The sequence below is a fragment of the Pseudonocardia sp. DSM 110487 genome, assembly GCF_019468565.1.
Classification (GTDB): Bacteria; Actinomycetota; Actinomycetes; order Mycobacteriales; family Pseudonocardiaceae; genus Pseudonocardia.
In genome coordinates this window covers 7,330,954-7,349,106 of the sequence record NZ_CP080521.1, presented here as the reverse complement: position 1 = coordinate 7,349,106, position 18,153 = coordinate 7,330,954, and the positions used below count along the sequence as shown (strand labels likewise).

Genomic DNA, 18,153 nt, shown 5'->3' with positions numbered 1-18,153 from the left:
ACGCCGACTCAAGGGTGACATACCGTCCGGTATCGAAAGTCATATCGGTATCCGACTGACTTGGCAATCGAGGCTGCCTGCCCGGCGCGGGCCCTCCGACGGTCGACCTGTTCAGGCCGACCGAAGAGCTCTCTACGTGTCGAACGAGGAGCAGACGATGACGTCCATTCCGAGCCTCCAGGACAAGATCACCGCGGCGGGAGGCGCTCTCGCTCACCTGCGTACGGCACAGGTTGGGCCTTACCCGTTCCCCTTCCAGGCCGAGTACAGCAACTGGCGTGACGAGCAGGCTGCTTGGGCGCAGACGTGTGTGCTCTTCGACCAGTCGTTCCACATGACCGACACGTACTTCACGGGTCCGGACGTGCTCAGGCTGCTGAGCGACTACGGCGTCAACAGCTTCCGGACGTTCGGCCCGGGCAAGGCGAAGCAGTACGTGGCCGTCACGGGGGAAGGAAACTTCCTCGCGGACGCCATCCTCTTCGGCTGGGCCGAGGACGAGGTCAGCGTCGTCGGGACGCCGGCGGTCGGGAACTGGCTCACCTACCAGGCCGGGCGAGGCGGCTACGACGTCGAGGTGGCGGTGGATCCCTGGATCCTCGAGAACACCGAGGGCAGGCGGCTGTTCCGGTTCCAGCTCAACGGTCCGCTCACGCAGTCGATCGTCGAGAAGGCCGTCGGGGCGCACATGGGCAAGATCAAGTTCTTCACCATCGGTGAGTTCACCATCGCCGGCACGACCGTCCGCGCGCTGAACCACACGATGTCGGGGGTCCCCGGGGTGGAGACCAGCGGGTTGGAGATCACTGGTCCCGCGGAGATGGGTTCGGCCGTGAAGGAAGCCCTGATCGAGGCGGGTGAGGAGTTCGGGCTCCGGCTCGGCGGATCCCTCGCGTACGGGTCGGCGACGGTGGAGTCGGCGTGGATCGCCCTGCCGGTGTCCGGCATCTACACCGCCGACGGCCTGCGGAGTTACCGCGAGTGGCTGCCCGGCAGCGGGTTCGAGGCCAACGCGTCGATCGGTGGCAGCTTCGCGTCCGACGACATCGAGGATTACTACGTCACGCCCTGGGACCTCGGGTACGGCCACCTGATCAAGTACGACCACGACTTCTGCGGCCGGTCCGCCCTGGAGAAGCGGGCGGCCGAGCCGCACCGTCGCAAGGTGTGGCTCCGCTGGAACGACGAGGACGTGACGCAGGTGATCGCGGGCAGCCTCTTCGGCGGCCAGCAGCGCACCAAGTACCTGGCGGCGCCCTACTCGGCGTACGCGATCTCGCAGTACGACCAGGTTCTGGATGGAGATCGGCTGGTCGGAATCTCCAATTGGCTCGGCTACACGGTCAATGTCGGCGGTTGGGCCTCCCTCGGGATGATCGACGAGGTGGATGCGGTCGACGGCAAGGAGGTCACCGTCGTCTGGGGGGAAACCGGTTCGGGGACGGCCAAGCCGACCGTCGAGTCGCACGTCCAGGCCCGGGTCCGGGCCACCATCAGCACCACGCCGATTGCCTGACGCCGATGGAGCAGCCCATCACCGTCCGAGATGCTGCGTCCAACGTCCCGCTGCAACGGGCGTTCCAGCGGCTGGGCTACGAGGTGATCCCGTTCAAGCGGACCGAGGAGGCCGTGCTCGCGCACGTGCCCACGGACGTGCGGCTGACCGTGACCGCCTCGCCGGCAAAGGGGCAGGACGTGACCGTGGACCTCGCAGTCGCCCTCGCCGGCCACGGGTACACGGTGGCCCCGCACCTGTCGGCGCAGCAGGTGCGCGACCGGGCGCACCTGGCCGAGGTGGTGTCCCGCTGCCGGGAGGCTGGCATCCGCGACGTGTTCGTCGTGGGCGGTGACCGCTCGGACATCCGCACGGAGTTCGCGGACGCGCTCACGCTGCTCACGGCGCTGCACGAGCTCGACCACGGGTTCACAGACATCGGCATCGCCGGGCACCCCGAGGGCCACCCGCAGGCGTCGGACAACCAGCTGTTCCAGGCGCTGGTGGACAAGGCGCCGTTGGCCACCCGCATCACGACCCAGATCGTGTTCGACCCGCGGGTCATCTTGGCCTGGGCCCGGGAACTCAGACGTCGCGGTATCAAGCTTCCCGTGCAGGTTGGCGTGCCGGGTGTGGTGCACCGACAGAAGCTGCTGCGGGTGTCAGGCAACCTAGGCATCGGCGAATCGGTGAATTTCCTCAAGCAGCAGCAGAACCTCTTGTGGCGGTTCTTCCTGCCCGGTGGCTACCGTCCCAACGCGATCATCAAAGGCCTCGCCCCGCACCTCGGCAGGCCCGACACCGATCTCGTGGGATTTCACGTCTTCACGTTCAACGACCTCGCACCCACCGAGGCGTGGCGCCGCCGGATGACGGCCAACCTCGCTTGAACAGTCCCTTCTCGTCTCCGTCCGGACACCCCGTCACGGGCGGACCGCGCAGCACGGAGGTGCCCATGATGGCGTTGACGACGACCGCCACCGCCCTGCCGTCGGCCATGCCCGGTCACAGCGGGAGCCCCGACCGCGGCCGCCTGCTGATCCAGTGCCAGGATCGACCGGGCATCGTCTCGGCGGTCAGCACCTTCCTGACCGAAGCCGGTGCGAACATCATCACCCTCGATCAGCACGCGACCGAGGATGCGGGGGGCGCCTTCTTTCAGCGCACCGAGTTCCACCTGCCCGGGCTCGGCGCCGCGCGGGACGAACTGGAGCGGTCGTTCGCGAGCGAAGTCGCTGAGCCCTTCGACATCGAGTTCCGGCTCACGGAGGCCGCTCGGCCCAAGCGTGTGGCGATCATGGTGTCGAAGACCGACCACTGCGTGCTCGATCTACTGTGGCGCAATCGTCGCGGCGAGCTCCACATGTCGGTCGTGATGGTCATCTCCAACCATCCCGATCTGGCCGACGAAGTCCGTCCCTTCGGGGTGCCGTTCTTCCACGTGCCCGCCACCCGGGACGACCGCGACACGGCAGAAGAGCGACAGCTGGAGATGTTGCGAGGCAACGTCGACCTTGTCGTCCTCGCCCGCTACATGCAGATCATCACACCGGATTTTCTCACTGCGGTCGGCTGTCCGTTGATCAATATTCATCACTCGTTCCTGCCGGCATTCATCGGCGCCGCTCCCTATCGGAAGGCGAAGGAACGGGGCGTGAAGCTCGTCGGTGCGACCGCTCATTACGTAACCGAGGCCCTCGATGAGGGCCCGATCATCGAGCAGGACGTCGTGCGCGTGGACCATCGCCACAGCACGGCCGATGTTGTCCGGCTCGGGGCTGACGTCGAGCGGGCGGTCCTCTCGCGGGCCGTGCGCTGGCAACTCGAGGACCGCATCGTCCGACACGGCAATAGCACGATCGTCTTCTGAAGACGCCCCCGACGCACTGATCAAGGAGGATCGTCATGGCCCACAGCGCCGACTCCCGGAAGTCCCTCCAGACCCTGATCGACGAAGCGGGGGGCCCGGTGCAGCTGCTCCGCAGCTCCGACCTCGGCCCGTACGTCTTTCCCGGCATTCCACCGGAGTTCACCAACTGGCGGGACGAGGTGCGCGCTTGGAAGGACGGCGTCGCCCTCCTGGAGCAGTCCTACCACATGACCGAGCTGCACCTGCGTGGTCGTGAGGTGATCCCGTTCCTCTCCCAGTTCGCGGTGAACAAGTTCGACCCCTTCCCGATCCGGAAGGCCAAGCAGGTCGTCCTCGCCGGCCATGACGGATATTTGATCGCTGACGCGATCCTGTTTCGGGAGGAGGAGGAGTTCTTTCGTCTCGTCGGTGCTCCCTTCGCGAGCGACTGGCTGCTGTTCAACGCCGGGGGCTCGTCCTTCGACGTGGTGGCGGAGAAGAACGACAACTGGTCGCTCCGGTCGAGTCCCCGCGACGTCTTCCGCTTCCAGATCCAGGGACCGAACGCGCTGCCGCTCGTCACCGAGGTTGCCGGGGGAACCCTCCCGGAAGTCAGGTTCTTCTCGGTCGGTGAGCTCACGATCGCCGGCCGGTCGGTGCGAGCGCTGCGCCACGGGATGGCCGGCACCGCCGGGTTCGAGATCTATGGTCCGTGGGACGACCAGCAGGCGGTCCGGGACGCGTTCGAGGAGGCCGGGACGAAGTACGACCTGCGCAAGGTCGGAGCGCTCGCCTACTCCACGACCGCGCAGGAGTCAGGCTGGATGCCGATGCCCCTCCCAGCCATCTACCAGGGCGCTGAGATGAAGCCCTACCGCGAGTGGCTCGACAGCCACTTCCTGGAGTCGCTCGGCTCGCTGGGCGGCAGCCTCGTCTCGGACCACATTGAGGACTACTACGTCGATCCGATCGAGGTCGGCTACGGCCGTCTGGTCGACTGGAACCGCGACTTCGTCGGTCGCGATGCGTTGCAGGAGAAGGCGGCAAACCAGCGCCGCAAGAAGGTCACGCTCGTGTGGAGCGACGACGACGTCGTAGCGGGCATCGCGTCGACGCTGTTCGATGCCCAGGGGCCCGGCCGCTACATCGCACTCCCCACGCCGATGTACGCCACCTTCGAATCCGACGCAGTGATGCTGGACGGCAAGCTTGTCGGCGTATCGCAGTGGTCGTCCTATTCGGCCAATGCGCGGCATTTGATCTCCACTGCCCTCGTGGATGCCGAGCACGCCGAGCCGGGGACAGAGCTCACGCTCCTCTGGGGTGAGCCCGACTCGCAGCGGCGAACCGTGGATAGTCACGAGATGCGGAAGATTCAGGTCGCAGTGGCTCCTTGCCCGTACTTCGACAAGGTCATCAAGACAGGGCGGCAATAGCTGTAGACGTGACCCGCTTCGGCTGGAAGTCGAGGTAAGCACGCGTGCTGCTCGCAGAGGAAATGCGCTAATGGCCTGGTCAACGAATCAAGTAGCGTTGCGCGTTCACGCATTGGGAGTCGATTTCTCCGGGGTGCGGGCGCTCGAGGACGTGTCCTTCTCGGTCCCTGCTGGCGGTGTCTCCGCGGTGATAGGGCCGAACGGAGCAGGTAAAACCACGCTGTTCAACTGCATCAGCGGTGTTGCGCGTCATGACGGCACCGTCGAACTCGAAGGCTGCGACCTCACTCACTTGCGTGCCGACAGACGCGCGGCACTCGGTATCGCGCGGACGTTCCAGACGCCACTGCTCATCCCCGACCTCACCGCGATCGACAACGTCCTGCTGGGCGCGCACCCTCAGCTACGCGGAGGCCTGCTCGGCTCGATCTTCCGGCCGCCCGCGGTGAGATCGGATGAGAGGTTGATGCGGGCGCGCGCATCCGAGCTGCTCGCACGTCTGGGGCTCCCGCGAGCAGACGTACCCGTCGACAGTCTCCCGCACGGAGACCGGAGAAGGGTCGAGGTCGTGCGGGCTCTGCTGCCCGAGCCCCGGCTGCTGCTGCTCGACGAGCCGGCGGCGGGCCTCGGCGCCGACGAGGCCTCCGAGCTCCTGGGTGAGGTCGAAGCGTTCGCGGCGGCGGTCGGAACGACCTGCGTACTCGTCGAGCACGACGTGGGGCTCGTGATGCGGGTGTCACGCCACGTCGTCGTCCTCGATGCCGGACGTCTCCTGCTCGCCGGCTCTCCCGCAGAGGTGGCGGCTGATCCGCGTGTGATCGCCGCGTACCTCGGCGACGACTGGTCGGAGGTCAAGACGTGAGCGAGCGTGCGAGCTCACCAATTCACAACAGCAGCGCTGCTTTGCTCGATACCCGTCAGCTCGTAGCCCGGTACGGGTCGGTCGAAGTCCTCCACGGAGTCGACCTCAGCGTCGCGCCTGGCGAGATCGTCGTGCTCCTGGGGCCGAACGGTGCCGGCAAGACCACGCTGCTCCGGGCGATTTCCCGGGTGGTCTCCACGCGCGGGGCCATCGAGCTCGCGGGCGTGGACATCGCTGGTTGGAGCGGTGCGCGCACTGCTCGTGCAGGCCTCGGCCATGTCCCCGAAGGGCGGGGCACCTTCGCCGACCTGACCGTGGAGGAGAACCTGCGTCTGGGCGGTCTCGCCCGCCCGCGGGCGCGGCGATCGAACGCGCGCAACGACCTCGAGCTCGTCTACTCGACATTCCCCGTGCTCGCCGATACGCGAGGGCGTGCCGCCGGTCTGCTCTCCGGCGGACAACAGCAGATGCTTGCGATCGGGCGCGCGCTGATGGCGCGCCCACGACTGTTGCTCATCGATGAGCCCTCACTCGGCCTTGCGCCCCTGCTGACCCGGCAGCTGTTCGAGGTACTGGCCCACATCAGGGGCGACTGGTCGACGTCTCTGCTCATCGCGGAGCAAAACGCGCGACTCTCCCTGCAGATTGCCGACCGCGTCGTGGTCCTGGCAGGTGGTCGCGTCGCCGCCGCCGGAACCACCGCGGAGTTCCGCGACGGCGACGTCATCAGGCGCGCATATCTGGGGGAATCGGCCACCGACGCCGAGAGGACCGGTATCCGGAAATGACAGAGTTCTTCCAACAGGTTCTGGACGGGCTGAGCTCGGGGCTGGTGTACGGCATGCTCGCGCTCGCGCTCAGCGTCGTCTTCCAGGGAACGGGGATGCTGAACTTCGCACAAGGCGAGATGGCAACTCTGTCCGCGTACGTGACGCTGCTCCTGCTGCTGGTCGGCATGAGTTTCTGGGTGGCGCTGCTCCTCACCGTCGCGCTGTCGGCGCTCGGCGGCGCCCTCATCGAGCGAGGCCTGGTCCGCCGCCTCGAGAGCGCTGGCGAACTACCGCTGCTGACACTCAGTGTCGCCCTGCTGCTCGGGTTGAACGCGCTCATGTCGATCATCTGGTCGACCGGCCCGCGGACCTTCCCCAGCCCCTTCGGATCGGGACTCGTCGAGTTCGCGGGCCTTCGGATGACCCTGCAGCAACTCGGGTCGCTGGCCACCCTCGTCGTCGTCATGGCGGCGACGGCGCTGCTGTTCAACCGGACCAGCGTCGGCTTGCGACTGCGCGCCGTGGCGCAGAATCCCGCCTCCGCAACCTTGCTCGGCCAGCCACAGGGCCACTGGCTGATGATCGGGTGGGCGCTCGCCGCGGCCGTCGGGGCCTTCGCCGCCGTCGTGGCTGCCCCGGTGCTTACGCTCTCGCCGGGCATGATGACCTTTCCCTTGCTGCTCGCGCTGGCGGCAGGCACGCTCGGCGGGCTGTCCAGCCGGGTGGGGGCGGTCGTCGGCGGCGTCCTGGTCGGCATCGCGAACAGTCTTGCCGGCCGCTACGTGCCCGGCCTGCAAGGCGACCTCGCGATCGTCGCACCGTTCGTGCTCACCGCCGTGGTCGTCGCGCTCCGGCCGGCAGGCCTGTTCGGCAAGACCCGGACGGTGCGGGTATGAGCACGCTCCGCCGCCGCTTCGCCGTTCCCGCAGCCTGGACCATCGCGCTGGTCGTCGGGGTGATCATCCCGTTCGTCGTCTCCGACTTCGACCTTCTCGACCTCACACGCGTGCTCACCCTCGCGATGGCGGTCGCCGGGCTGAACCTGCTGCTGGGGCACTCGGGCCAACTCAGTGTCGGCCACGGTGCGATCTTCGGGCTGGGCGGATACGCGGCGATCATTCCCGTCGCCACACACGGGTGGCCGTGGTGGGCCGGCGTCCTCGTCGCAGGCGCCTTGTGCCTGGTGTTCGGCCTACTCCTCGGCCTCGTGGCCCTCAAGATGGGCGGTGCCAACCTCGGGCTGCTCACCATCGCCGTCGCAGCGATCTTCCCGCTTCTCCTCATCCGCCTCGAGCCGATCACGGGTGGGACGTTCGGCATCTATCTCGCGGGCTCCCCGATCGAGGCCCCGGCATGGACCGGGCTCACCACGGCGCAGTTCGGGTTCCTCGTCAGCCTCGTCGTGCTGGCCCTCACCGTCCTCGTGCTGCGCAACCTGGTGACCGGCCGGCTCGGCAGGGCGTTGTCCGCGGTCCGCACGAGCCCACTTCTCGCCGCCGCCAACGGGGTCGACGTCAACCGCACCAAGCTCATCGCATTCGCGGTCAGCTCGGTAGCCGCCGGCATCGGGGGAGCGTTCTACGCACTCGTCATCGCGATCGCCGTGCCGGACAGCTACCTGGTGACCTTCTCGATCACCTTGCTCGCGGCCAGCGTCGTCGGCGGCAGCCGCACATGGGCCGGCGCCATCGTCGGCGCCGCGATCGTGGTCTACCTCCCCACACTCGCCGAGGGCATCGTCGGCGCCCAGGCCGCGGGCAACTGGTCGCAACTGGTCTACGCCGCCGGTCTCATCATCACCCTCGCCATCGCACGCTCCGGGCTCGTCGGCGGGTTCACGACGCTCGTCCGTCGCGCGACCCGGACCGCCGGTCACATCCCGGCGGTCACGAACCCGCACTAGCGGTCTCGACCACGCCGCTCGGGCCGATCTCAACCGATAAGAGAGGACGTTCAATGGCGAACTACCTGATAAAGGCCATCGCCGTGGCGGCCGTGGCCGCCACGGTGTTGTCCGCATGTTCCGGACGCTCGACGGCGCCCGCGGACGACGCCGGCGGCACCGGCGACATCGTCATCCGCGCCAGCTACCCCCTCAGCGGGTCCCTGTCATCGGCAGGTGCCTCGGCAGCGGGAGCGACCGCCTACTTCGAGGCCGTGAACGCCGCGGGAGGCGTCAACGGGCGGCAGATCGACTTCCAGGTGGCCGACGACGCCTTCGACCCCGCTCGCCTCGTGTCCAACAACAGGCAGTTCGTCGAGCGCGACCGCGCGGCGATCGTCATCAACTTCGGCGGCATCTCCGTCGCGGCGCGGCCGCCGCTCAACGCGGCGCGGGTCGCCCAGATCGTGCAGGGCGGCGAGAGGGAACTCGGCGACGTCACGGGTTTCCCCTACTCTCGCGCGTTCGTGCCGGACATCGCCTGGGAAGGTGAGCTCCAGGGCCGCTACATCACGGAGAACATGCCTGGCGCCGTCGTCGGATTCCTCGGATTCAACAACGACTTCGCCGCCAGCCAGCTCGCCGGGCTCGCCGCAGCCGGCATCCAGCCCGTGAGGACCATCACTCTCCCGCCCGGCCAGGGCGACGTCGCGTCCCAGGTGACCGAACTCGAGGCGGCAGGAGTCAACGTGCTGGTCACGACCATCGGGCCGCCAACGATGGGCGCGCTGCTGTCCTACATGGGTCAGATCAACTACAAGCCGACGACCTTCATCGGAAGCCCGTACGCGGACTTCGCCAGCACCGTGAACCCGGCAGGCGCGCAGAACGTCACCGGAGCACTGTCCTACCAGTGGTTCACGGACCCCCAGAACCCCGCCGTGCACGACGACCCGGCCCTGGTCCAGTACCGTGCCGACATGGCCAGGTTCGCGCCAGAAGCCGACGCCAACCAGTCCTTCACCATCACCGGCTACGGACTCGCGGCGGCCATCGTCGAGGCCCTGCGCAACGCAGGCGACGTCAGCAGCGACAGCTTCCTCGCCGCCTGGGACTCGCTCTCCCAGGTGCAGAACCCAATGCTGATCAACGACGCGACCCTCACCGGCGACGCGAACGGCCGAGTGGTTCACGAGTACCAGCTCCACGAGTTCGACGGCACGAGCTGGGTCCCGCGGGGCGGCATCGTCGACGTCACGAAGGTCGGCATCGTCAGCTGAGCGGGCTTGTCCAGCCCCGCGAGAACGAATACGGAGAATCATGGCGCGACTGACACGAGAGCAGAGCCAGGCACTCACCCGTGAGAAACTTCTCCGCTCCGCGAGTGACGTCGTCGCGCGAAACGGCTACGAAGGCGCCACCGTCGAACGCATCGCCGAGGACGCCGGCTTCTCGAAAGGCGCCTTTTATTCGAACTTCTCCTCCAAGGAGGACATCCTCCTGCAGTTGCTCGAAGGCAACGCGGGCCAGGACGTCACGCAGCTCGCAGAGCTGTTGAGCGATGTCACCGACCCCGACGGCGTGATCGACACCGTCGTCCGCTGGTCCGATGCCCGCGCTGCGGAGCGAAAGTGGGGAATCATTGCCATCGAGTTCCTGCGCCGCGCACGCCGCGACGGCACCTTGGACGAGCGGCAGCGCCAACTCTTCGCCACCCAATGGGAAGAAGTCGGCCACCTGCTGATTCGCAAACTCTCCCTCGGACCCCAAGTCAATGCGCTGGATCTCGGCGGAATTGTCCTCGAGCTCACCTACGGTGGCATCTCTGCCTTCATCGACGTGAACACTACCGGGCAGATGATCCGACACGTGCTCACCGCGTTCCGTGCTGCCGCCAACTTGACCCACGTCAAGCAATAACGAGTTGCATCTCGGATTTTAATGGCGGACGTGTAGTCCGTCCCCACAACCGCAAGTCATCTCGGCCGCGTCACGCCCTGTCGCGCCCGGCAGATGTTTCATTCATTCTTTCGACATTTGACACTGGAGGAACCGTGTGCGACGCCATCGGAGCCGCCGTCAACTCGCTTCCCCGCGCCGACCGGCGCTCCTTCTTGCGCATCCTCGGCGCGACCGCAGCCGCGGGCGGGATCGCAGCCGCGGCCGGCTGCAGCACCACTGCCGGCGGGGCGTCTCCGTCCGCAGCGGCGGCACCCGGTACGACGCTCGCCACGATCGGCGATCCCGGTGCCCGTACCCGGCTCGTCCTTCTCGGGACCTCCGGCGGTCCACTCATGACCTCCGCCGAGCGGGTGGGGACCTCGACCGCGATCGTGGTCGGCGACCGCTACTACCTCGTCGACGTGGGCTGGGGTTCGAACCTGCGGTTGGTGCAGGCCGGCCTGGGCAGTTCGCCCCAAGATGGGGTCTACCCGCTGGCCAAGCTCGCCGGCATCTTTCTCACGCACCTGCACAGCGACCATATCGCCGAGTGGCCGTCGCTCTACCTGACCGGAGTGGCCAACGCGAGGGGCCGCGAACTCCCCCCGATCCAGGTGTTCGGTCCGGGAGACCGCGCGGTTCCCCCTTCGGTGTTCCCGCCGAACCGGCCGACTCCCGAGCTCGTCTTCCCGGAGCGGCCGGGACCAGGCATTGCCGGCATGACCGAGCAGCTGCGTCGCGCGTTCGCCGCGGACTTGAACGACCGCATCCGCGACCAGGGCCTGGCCGACCCGCGGTCGCTCTTCGAGGTGCACGACATCGATCTCACGGGAATCGCCGACGTCGACCCCGAGGGCGTCCCGCCACGGTTGACGACACCCATTCCTGTGTGGGAGGACGACGACGTCCGCGTCACCGCCACCCTCGTCGATCACCGGCCGACCGCGCCGGCCTTCGGCTACCGCTTCGACACCCCGGACGGGTCGATCGTCATCTCCGGGGACACCACAGTCAGCGACAACCTCATCGACCTGGCCCAGGACTGCGACTACCTCGTCCACGAAGTCATCGACGCCGCCTGGATCGAATCCTTCACCTCCGCCCTTCCGCCCGAGGCTGGGCTGCCTCTTCGCCAGCACCTGTACGCCTCCCATACCACCGTCGAGCAGGTCGGCCGTGACGTCGCCGAGCGTGCCGGCGCCAAGAACCTCGTCCTGAATCACCTGACCGCGGGCACGACCGACGAGGCGTGGCAGAAGGCTCAGAACGGGTACTCGGGCAACCTCGTCATCGGTCGAGATCTCCTGCAGATGGCAGTCGCGAGCAGCTGAGCTCCATTGTGACCTACTCGCGGATTCGGGCTGACGAGCCGTCCGGACGCGAATCTGAGCTCCACGCTGTCTTCGCTACTCCTCGGCGGTGATCCGGTCGTCGTGCAGCACCACTTTGGTGGTGCGGGCGGCGTAGGTCGTGGGGGCGTCGTCCCAGTCTGCGGCGAAGGTGGTGACCCGTTCGGCGGGGAAGCCGGTGCGGTGTACGAAGCCGAGCAGGGTCGAGGAGGAGGGCACGGCTGTGGGGGACGCCGAGGTGCAAGGTGGCGTACATGTGCATCAGGGGGACCGGTGTTGCAGTGGCGATGCGCCGTCCTCGCGGTCGGGGATCTTCAGTCACCGCGACAGGCAGGACTCCGAGATCCGAAGCTCCCGGGCGACCTGGGCGATCGGCTGCTCGCCCTGGCGGGCGACCGCGATCACGTCGCGTCGGAATCTCTTCGGGAACGGCTTGGGCACGACGTTGATCCTTCCAGCAAGGACCAGGTCGCGCCGCGGTGGATCTGCCTCATGGCGTGATCGGGGCATCGATCTACTGATCCTGCACGCAGATGATGGTGCCTGGATCGAGCGCGGATCGGACCTCTTCTCGGTTTCGCGGCGGCGGTTCGCCCGCCGTACGGGAGGGCCGCTGCGTCGATGTTCCCGGTGGTCGGACGTTTGTGATCTGGAGCGTGCGGTCGTTCATGGGTGGGCGAGTGGGTGTGGTTGGCCGGTCATGGCGGCCAGCGCGGTGGCGACGGCTTGGAGGTCGGCTTTGATGTAGGTGGTGGTGGCGGGTCCGGTGTTGTCGGTGTGGCCGGCGTAGGCGCGGGCGATGCCGTATCCGTGGTGGCGTTCGACCCAGGTCAGGGTGGTGTGGCGGAGCCAGTGGGTGGTGATGCCGTGGGCGGCGACCCAGGGCAGTTGGTGGCCGAGGCGCCGCCAGAGGTGGTCGTAGCGGCGGCTGGTGAGGGCTCGGCCGTCGCGGTAGCGCAGTAGCCGGTCGGTGGGCAGGAGCGCGGCGCGGCTGGCGGCGTGCGCGGCCAGGCTCGCGGTGAGGGCGGGGCTGATCGGTTGCCAGCGGATGGTGCTGCCCTTCTCGCGGAGTTGGACCAGGCAGTTGTCGGTGTCGAGATCGGCCAGGCGCAGGGCGAGGGCGCCGCCGCGGCGGCAGGCGGTTTCGGTGTGCAGGCGGAGCAGGAGGGCGTCGAGGATGACGTCGTTGCCGCTGGTTCGGGCGGCGGTGTTGATCTGGTCGAGTTCGTGCGCGGTCAACGCGCGGCGGGTGCTGGGGAGGCGGCGGGGTTTGGCGATCCGGTGGGCGGGGCTGGTGCCGGGGGCGATGAGGTTGTCGGCGATGGCGCGGGTGTAGATGGCGCGGGCGGCGGCGATGACGTGTTCGCCGGCGTGGCGGCCGTGGCGGCCGTTGCGGCGGGTCCGGGCGGTGGAGGCTGCGGCGTGTTGCATGGCCTCGATGTCGCTGGCGGTGATCTGGTCGAGGCGGCGGTCGCCCCAGGCGGTGAGCATGCGCTGCCAGTAGCTGCCGTAGGTGCGGTTCGCGCCGGGGCCCGCGGCGGCGATGACGTGCGGTAGGTACTCGGCCAGCGTCGGCACGCTCGACATTTGTGCGGACGTGACCGAGTCGGGGTGGTTAAGGTCGTCGAGGGTGACGCCGAGTTGGTCCAGCAGGAGGCGCGCCGCGGCGATCCGGTCCGGTTCAGCGATCATCGTGCCCGCCCAGCAGGTTGGCGTAGTGGGCGGCCAGGAGGCGAGCCACGAGCGCGGCGGGCTGGATGACGAGGCTCTGCTCGGGAACCGAGGCAGCGAGCACGACCGGTGGACCTGATCCGATGCCGGACATGCGGCGCGCGGCCGCGGGTAAGGGGAGTGCGCCCCGGCTGTCCAGGGCGTGTGAGCCGGTGGAGGAGGGCTGCACGACGATCAGCCCGTGGTCCACGTCCAGGGCGAGTCGCTGTCCGGGTGTCCAGCCCAGCGCGTGCAGCAGCCGGCGTTCGTGGAGGCGGCCGGAGCGGTCGATGCGGGCCATCCCGACCAGCAAGCCGTCGACGTCGGTGGACGTGGGCAGGGTCGGCGTGGGCAGGGCCGGTGCGGGCAGTGTTGGCAGCGGGGCGGGGGAGTGTGGTGGCGGTTCGGTGTGCACGTCGGGGAGCAGCGCCGCGATCAGCTGCTCCTGGACGGCCGGTGGTGGCGTGCGGGTGCGTCTCATCGCGGCATCGTCCGAAGCAAGCCGCGCGCCGCGTCGCGGCGTGACCGGGATCCGAGCTGGTCAGGTGCGCCACATGGTGTGCGACTCGCCCACCCGGCCCGCCCGACTGTCACCCGAGTGGTGAAGCTCCACCAGAACTGGTGTCCGAGGGGGGATTGATCACCCGGATGTGGCACACCTGCGCAATGCAGGTGTCCATACGTTCGAGCCTACATGATGGCAATCGCTATGGCTCCCCGGCGGCGTGAATGTTTCTGGCGTGTCATCGGGTACGCGAACTGGCAACGACAAGTCCGATCAGCGAGGGTCTGGCGGGCGAAGGATATCTGCGGGTAGGCCTCGGGGCGCAGGACGGAGTTCCTGTCGCCGTGCCACCCGTGCGAGGTCAACGGCAGGGAGGCCTTGGCGGTCGTTGATGTACCAGTTCCGCGACGCCCGAGAGATGGTTCCTCGCCATTCCGGCTGCCTGCGCGCCCTCGCACGGAGCAGCCACGGCCCAGCGTGCGAGCTTACGCCGGCTGGCAACGACGGCCCCGACGGACTTCGTGGTCCGCGACTCTACCGGTCTCGTTCCGACGAGACGGCATCCATCGACATGATGACGTGGATGGCGGTCCGCATTCGAGTCGAGCGCTCCAGATCGGAACGACCGTGCCAGCAGCCGGCTCGCCGTGGGGCAATCCTGTGTCCGAGACGGTCGTGCACACTATTCACCTGCTTCGATGTTCTGTGAGCTGCTGGGCGGTAGCTGGCGGCGTAGTGTCGCTGACCAGCACGAACGTCCTTGGCGTTTTGAGAGGCAGCAGCCCGTCCAATCTCGGACGGGCTCACCCAGAAGCAGGGCGAGGGCGGCGGCGAGGATGTGCAGGTGCAGGACGTGGCGCCGCTGCTGCTCGCGGCCGTCAAGCGCGGGGACCGCGGCACCCACGGCTCCGCGCTCACGGCCGAGGCCCGGCAGGCCGACGCCGAGGAGAGGACGCGCGGAGCTCGCGACGACCGAGGCTGCGGCGTTGTCGGGCTACCCGTTGATCGGCCACATGGCGAAGTCCCCGGAGGCTGCCAGCATCCAGACGATGAACACGGTCACGAGGAAGGCGCCGGCGAAGACGCGCCCGGTCTTGCGGAAGTAGAACGTGTAGAGGCACGCAGAGAGTGGCCAGAGCACCAGGAGCGGGAGGTAGTAGATGCCACCTAGGCCCGCCGCGGTTGCTGTGCGTGGGTCCGAGCCGAACACGATGGTGCCACCGGACAGCAACGGGACGTAGCACAGCAGGATCCACGCCAGCGCGCCCAGCGTCATGACGATGGAGTTGACCAGCATCTCCTGCCACAGCGGGGCCTTGCCCGCCCGCCACCGGAGGAAGCCGGCGAAGATGATCCCCTGGGCCAGGAAGTAGCTGGCGAAGGGGACGAGGTAGGCGACGAAGGCGTCCCACCGGGCCGGCGACATCGGCATCAGCGTGACCACCCACGCGCGGAAGTCGACGTGCCACACGGCCGCGACGACGTCCAGCACGACGTATACCGGCGCCAGGACCGCCACCACGAGGAGCGCCGTGCGCCCGAGGCCATGGGTGGATTCCGTGATGCCGTAGTGGGCCGCCGTGGCGCCCTGCTTGCGGGTGAAGACGATGTGGTTGAACCCGATGAGCGCCCAGGCGATCAGCCCGACGAGCACGGCCCAGACCATGTAGACGTTGGTGAACGTCTGCGGCCACAGCGAGTTCGGCGCCATCCACGGGGTGAGGAACATGTTCTTCCAGACCTCGAGGTAGAGCAGCGGCCCGACCGCCGTGGTGATGAACGCGCCGACCCACCAGCCGGGACCGGTGAGGCCCCGGTACTCCGGCACCGGGCGGACCAGCGTGGCGAACGCGCGGGTGCGCAACAGCACGCCGCCCATGGCGAACAGGAACAGGAACGCTCCGGCCAGCGCCACCGCCGTCCCGAGGAGCTTGAAGGGCCAGACCTGGTCGGAGCTGTCCAGCCCGGAGGCGCCGGTTAGGGTCTGCTGCATCCAGTCGACCGCGTTGCCGATCGCGGCCGGGGAGTCGGTGGAGAGGGCGTGTTCCTCCCAGGGCGTGTAGAGGATGCGGGCCGTCCCGTCGGGGATCGACCCGTAGACCTGACCGGGTGTGATGGGCTCCTGGGTGCCGAAGAGGGGGAGCAGCACGGGTGAGACGCTGGCATCGGAGCCCTTGCCGACGAGGATCATCCCGCCGAGCTCGGTCCAGGTGCCGATGTTGTAGGCAATGTTGCGGAGGTTCGTGAATGGAGTGATGTCCGGGTCGCCGGGACGGTTGGGCTCGGACTCCATGTAGAAGATCGAGTTGTAGCCGTCCGGCTGGGCCAGCGCCGCCGCGGTCGCGGCGCAGAAGCCGCCCTGGGACATGCCGACAAGCCCGACACGCGTCGTGTCCACGGTGGGGAGGTTCCGCAGGTAGGTCAACGTGTCAGGGCCGCCGCAGCCGGCGTCCTGGTTGGCGCCGTTCGAGGAGCCGTGGCCCGTCTGGTCGGCCGAGACGACGACGAACCCACGCCGCGCCAGTTCCAGCGCGGTGTTGCTCATGTACTCCTTCTGGTTGTTCAGCCCGTGCCACATGGCGATGCCCGGCGCCGGATGCGCGGCCGACGCCGTGCTCGGTGTGTACACGTACGCGCTGATCTGGTGGCCGCTCGCGCCGAAGATCGTGACCTCGTTGACGGAGGCTTCGCCCCCGCCGTTGTTGACGAACCGCGCCAGCAGACTGCCGAGAATCATCATCGCGACAGCGACGATGACGAGGATCTTGGTCCGGTCGGAGAGCCACGATCCCCAGCCGCGTGCCGCCGAGCCGACTCCCGGGGGTCGAGCGGGCTCGACCGAGGACTCCAGAGAAGTCGTCATTGATTCCTCCACAAGCGTCTGGCCGACACCGATCGGTGCCTGGCCGAGGAACGCAGGCGGGGCCGGGTCGAACAGGCGGAATCTAGTCCAGGCGCGTGTGGTCGGCGCGGTGCGCCTCGTGGGCACCCGCAGGCCACGTGAGCCTGGTTGCGCATCCGTAGAATATCTACGGATGCGCAACCGTAGGTCTCTCATACTTGCTCTGTCAACTTGGTAACGACGGACCGACGACATACCGAGGGAGGATTCGTGCCGGGTCAGGTGAGAAGGCGGACCCCTGCCGAAGTTCGGGAGCGCATGCCGAGGCGCACGCGGGCCGAGACCCGCGACCTCATGCTCCGCGCCGCCGTGGATCTCATCCGCGAACGCGCCGAAGCCGCCGGCGACGACGTGCTCGCCGCCGCTCTCGCGCATGTCCGGCTCACCCAGGTCGCCGAACGAGCGACTGCGATCGTCCGTGCGGAGACCGGTGACCACCGGGCCAAGGCGATCACGACGGGTGCGATCTACCAGCAGTGGCCCGGTCAGGCCGACTTTCAGGTCGACCTGCTCTTCCACATTGCAGACCTCCAGGCGAGGCTTGTGCCGGGGCTCGCCGAGAGCATCCGGCGTTTCAAGGAGGCGCGCGCCGCCGCCGTGCCGTTGGAGGCGGTGGTCCTCGCGACGATGGAGGAGGTGCACCGGCACTACCGCGAGGATCCGTTGTTCCGCGTCGAGTTCAGCTTGCTGCTCGGCGCAAGCGATCCACGTCTGCGCGCCGCGCTCGCCCATCGACAGTCCAGGTTCTACGAGTCGGTGGATCAAGCGTGGCAGGGGCTCCTCGACGTCTACGCGTTGCGGATGCGGCCGCCGTTCAGGATCCGTGACCTGAGCCGAGCCGTGGCCGCCCAAATCGCTGGATCCGTTGTGATCTGGTTCGCCGACCCGGAGATCCTCGACGACCCCGTCGGTGAACCGGACCGATCCCTGATGTCCCGCTCGGTCCTCGCGATCTTCGACAGGCTGACCGAGCCCGACCACGGCCGGAGCAACAGGTAGGCATCGCGTTCGGCACGGCCGCAAGTACATGACCGACTTCAGGGCTTGCTTGAGCCGGCTGCCTGGAAAGCGGCACGGGCTGCCCGCCGCAACGCTCGCATCGCCGGTCGCGGCACCCGCCGGGTTGTGATCATGAGAGGCGAAGGTCTCTTCGGGCTGGCACGGAGGCAGCGTCCGGAACAGTGCCCGCGACGAGCGTGCCCGTGAAGGCCCCGAACCCATGCGGAAGCCCGTGGTAGCCATGAGCAGCCGAAGCATCATCAGTCAGTCGCGGAGCAGATCGAAGTGCTCGGCTACCGCACCTGCGATCTCACTAGTGTGTGTCTGCTGGATCTTGATGGTCCGGCGCGGTAGTTCTTCGCCATGCATGATCTCCGCCGCCGCAGGAGAGGGAGACAGAGCGTGGAGATTGAGGCCGCCAAGACCATCGCGTCGACCGGGTGCTTCCGTCGG

17 protein-coding genes are annotated in these 18,153 nt (G+C 68.0%); 12 read left to right on the top strand and 5 right to left on the bottom strand.

Annotation, left to right across the window (positions count from 1 at the left end; all coding sequences use genetic code 11):
* Positions 1–157 precede the first annotated feature (157 nt).
* From K1T35_RS34365 to K1T35_RS34315, 11 genes are all read left to right on the top strand, one after another.
* A complete protein-coding gene (locus K1T35_RS34365; protein WP_220255912.1) occupies positions 158–1,516 on the top strand; it encodes an aminomethyl transferase family protein in 1,359 nt (452 codons plus the stop codon).
* Between the two features lie 5 nt (positions 1,517–1,521).
* Complete coding sequence (locus K1T35_RS34360; protein ID WP_255621042.1) at positions 1,522–2,385, top strand: methylenetetrahydrofolate reductase; 864 nt, start codon at positions 1,522–1,524, stop codon at positions 2,383–2,385.
* Between the two features lie 107 nt (positions 2,386–2,492).
* Entirely contained in the window at positions 2,493–3,365 is an 873-nt protein-coding gene (purU, locus tag K1T35_RS34355) for a formyltetrahydrofolate deformylase (RefSeq protein ID WP_220263030.1), read from the top strand.
* A gap of 35 nt (positions 3,366–3,400) precedes the next feature.
* Positions 3,401–4,780, top strand: coding sequence for an aminomethyl transferase family protein (locus K1T35_RS34350; protein WP_220255911.1), 1,380 nt, complete (start codon positions 3,401–3,403; stop codon positions 4,778–4,780).
* Positions 4,781–4,850: 70 nt separating this feature from the next.
* Positions 4,851–5,642: an ABC transporter ATP-binding protein gene (locus K1T35_RS34345; protein WP_255621041.1), complete on the top strand. Its 792-nt coding sequence runs from the start codon at positions 4,851–4,853 to the stop codon at positions 5,640–5,642.
* Positions 5,639–6,430, top strand: coding sequence for an ABC transporter ATP-binding protein (locus K1T35_RS34340; RefSeq protein WP_255621040.1), 792 nt, complete (start codon positions 5,639–5,641; stop codon positions 6,428–6,430). Before K1T35_RS34345 ends, K1T35_RS34340 begins: the two co-directional genes overlap by 4 nt.
* Positions 6,427–7,308, top strand: a complete 882-nt coding sequence (locus tag K1T35_RS34335; RefSeq protein WP_220255909.1) for a branched-chain amino acid ABC transporter permease — start codon at positions 6,427–6,429, stop codon at positions 7,306–7,308. The genes K1T35_RS34340 and K1T35_RS34335 overlap by 4 nt, the downstream gene beginning before the upstream one ends.
* Positions 7,305–8,315 carry a branched-chain amino acid ABC transporter permease gene (locus tag K1T35_RS34330; RefSeq protein WP_220255908.1) on the top strand — a complete coding sequence of 337 codons (1,011 nt, stop codon included), beginning with the start codon at positions 7,305–7,307 and terminating at the stop codon, positions 8,313–8,315. Before K1T35_RS34335 ends, K1T35_RS34330 begins: the two co-directional genes overlap by 4 nt.
* A 53-nt stretch (positions 8,316–8,368) precedes the next feature.
* A complete protein-coding gene (locus K1T35_RS34325; protein WP_220255907.1) occupies positions 8,369–9,574 on the top strand; it encodes an ABC transporter substrate-binding protein in 1,206 nt (401 codons plus the stop codon).
* A 40-nt stretch (positions 9,575–9,614) separates the two neighbouring features.
* The gene (locus K1T35_RS34320; RefSeq protein WP_220255906.1) at positions 9,615–10,214 is read left to right on the top strand and encodes a TetR/AcrR family transcriptional regulator; all 600 of its coding nucleotides are present in this window, start codon (positions 9,615–9,617) and stop codon (positions 10,212–10,214) included.
* Between the two features lie 134 nt (positions 10,215–10,348).
* Positions 10,349–11,566 (top strand): MBL fold metallo-hydrolase, encoded by a 1,218-nt coding sequence (locus K1T35_RS34315; RefSeq protein ID WP_220255905.1) that lies wholly within the window; start codon positions 10,349–10,351, stop codon positions 11,564–11,566.
* 75 nt (positions 11,567–11,641) lie between these two features.
* Here K1T35_RS34315 and K1T35_RS34310 read toward each other — a convergent pair whose 3' ends face one another.
* The 5 genes from K1T35_RS34310 to K1T35_RS34295 all read right to left on the bottom strand — a co-directional run bounded on the left by K1T35_RS34310 (position 11,642) and on the right by K1T35_RS34295 (position 16,662).
* Positions 11,642–11,803, bottom strand: a complete 162-nt coding sequence (locus K1T35_RS34310; RefSeq protein WP_255621039.1) for a hypothetical protein — start codon at positions 11,801–11,803, stop codon at positions 11,642–11,644.
* A gap of 99 nt (positions 11,804–11,902) precedes the next feature.
* A complete protein-coding gene (locus K1T35_RS49265; RefSeq protein WP_370645190.1) occupies positions 11,903–12,025 on the bottom strand; it encodes a hypothetical protein in 123 nt (40 codons plus the stop codon).
* Positions 12,026–12,250: 225 nt separating this feature from the next.
* Positions 12,251–13,276 (bottom strand): site-specific integrase, encoded by a 1,026-nt coding sequence (locus K1T35_RS49640; RefSeq protein WP_220255904.1) that lies wholly within the window; start codon positions 13,274–13,276, stop codon positions 12,251–12,253.
* On the bottom strand, positions 13,266–13,775 hold the full coding sequence (locus K1T35_RS34300) for a hypothetical protein (RefSeq protein ID WP_220255903.1): 510 nt from the start codon (positions 13,773–13,775) through the stop codon (positions 13,266–13,268). Before K1T35_RS34300 ends, K1T35_RS49640 begins: the two co-directional genes overlap by 11 nt.
* Positions 13,776–14,793: 1,018 nt before the next feature.
* Positions 14,794–16,662 carry an alpha/beta fold hydrolase gene (locus K1T35_RS34295; protein WP_220255902.1) on the bottom strand — a complete coding sequence of 623 codons (1,869 nt, stop codon included), beginning with the start codon at positions 16,660–16,662 and terminating at the stop codon, positions 14,794–14,796.
* A gap of 297 nt (positions 16,663–16,959) precedes the next feature.
* On the opposite strand from K1T35_RS34295, the gene K1T35_RS34290 reads away from it, so the two are divergent.
* Complete coding sequence (locus K1T35_RS34290) at positions 16,960–17,700, top strand: hypothetical protein (RefSeq protein ID WP_220255901.1); 741 nt, start codon at positions 16,960–16,962, stop codon at positions 17,698–17,700.
* The last annotated feature ends 453 nt before the right edge of the window (positions 17,701–18,153 follow it).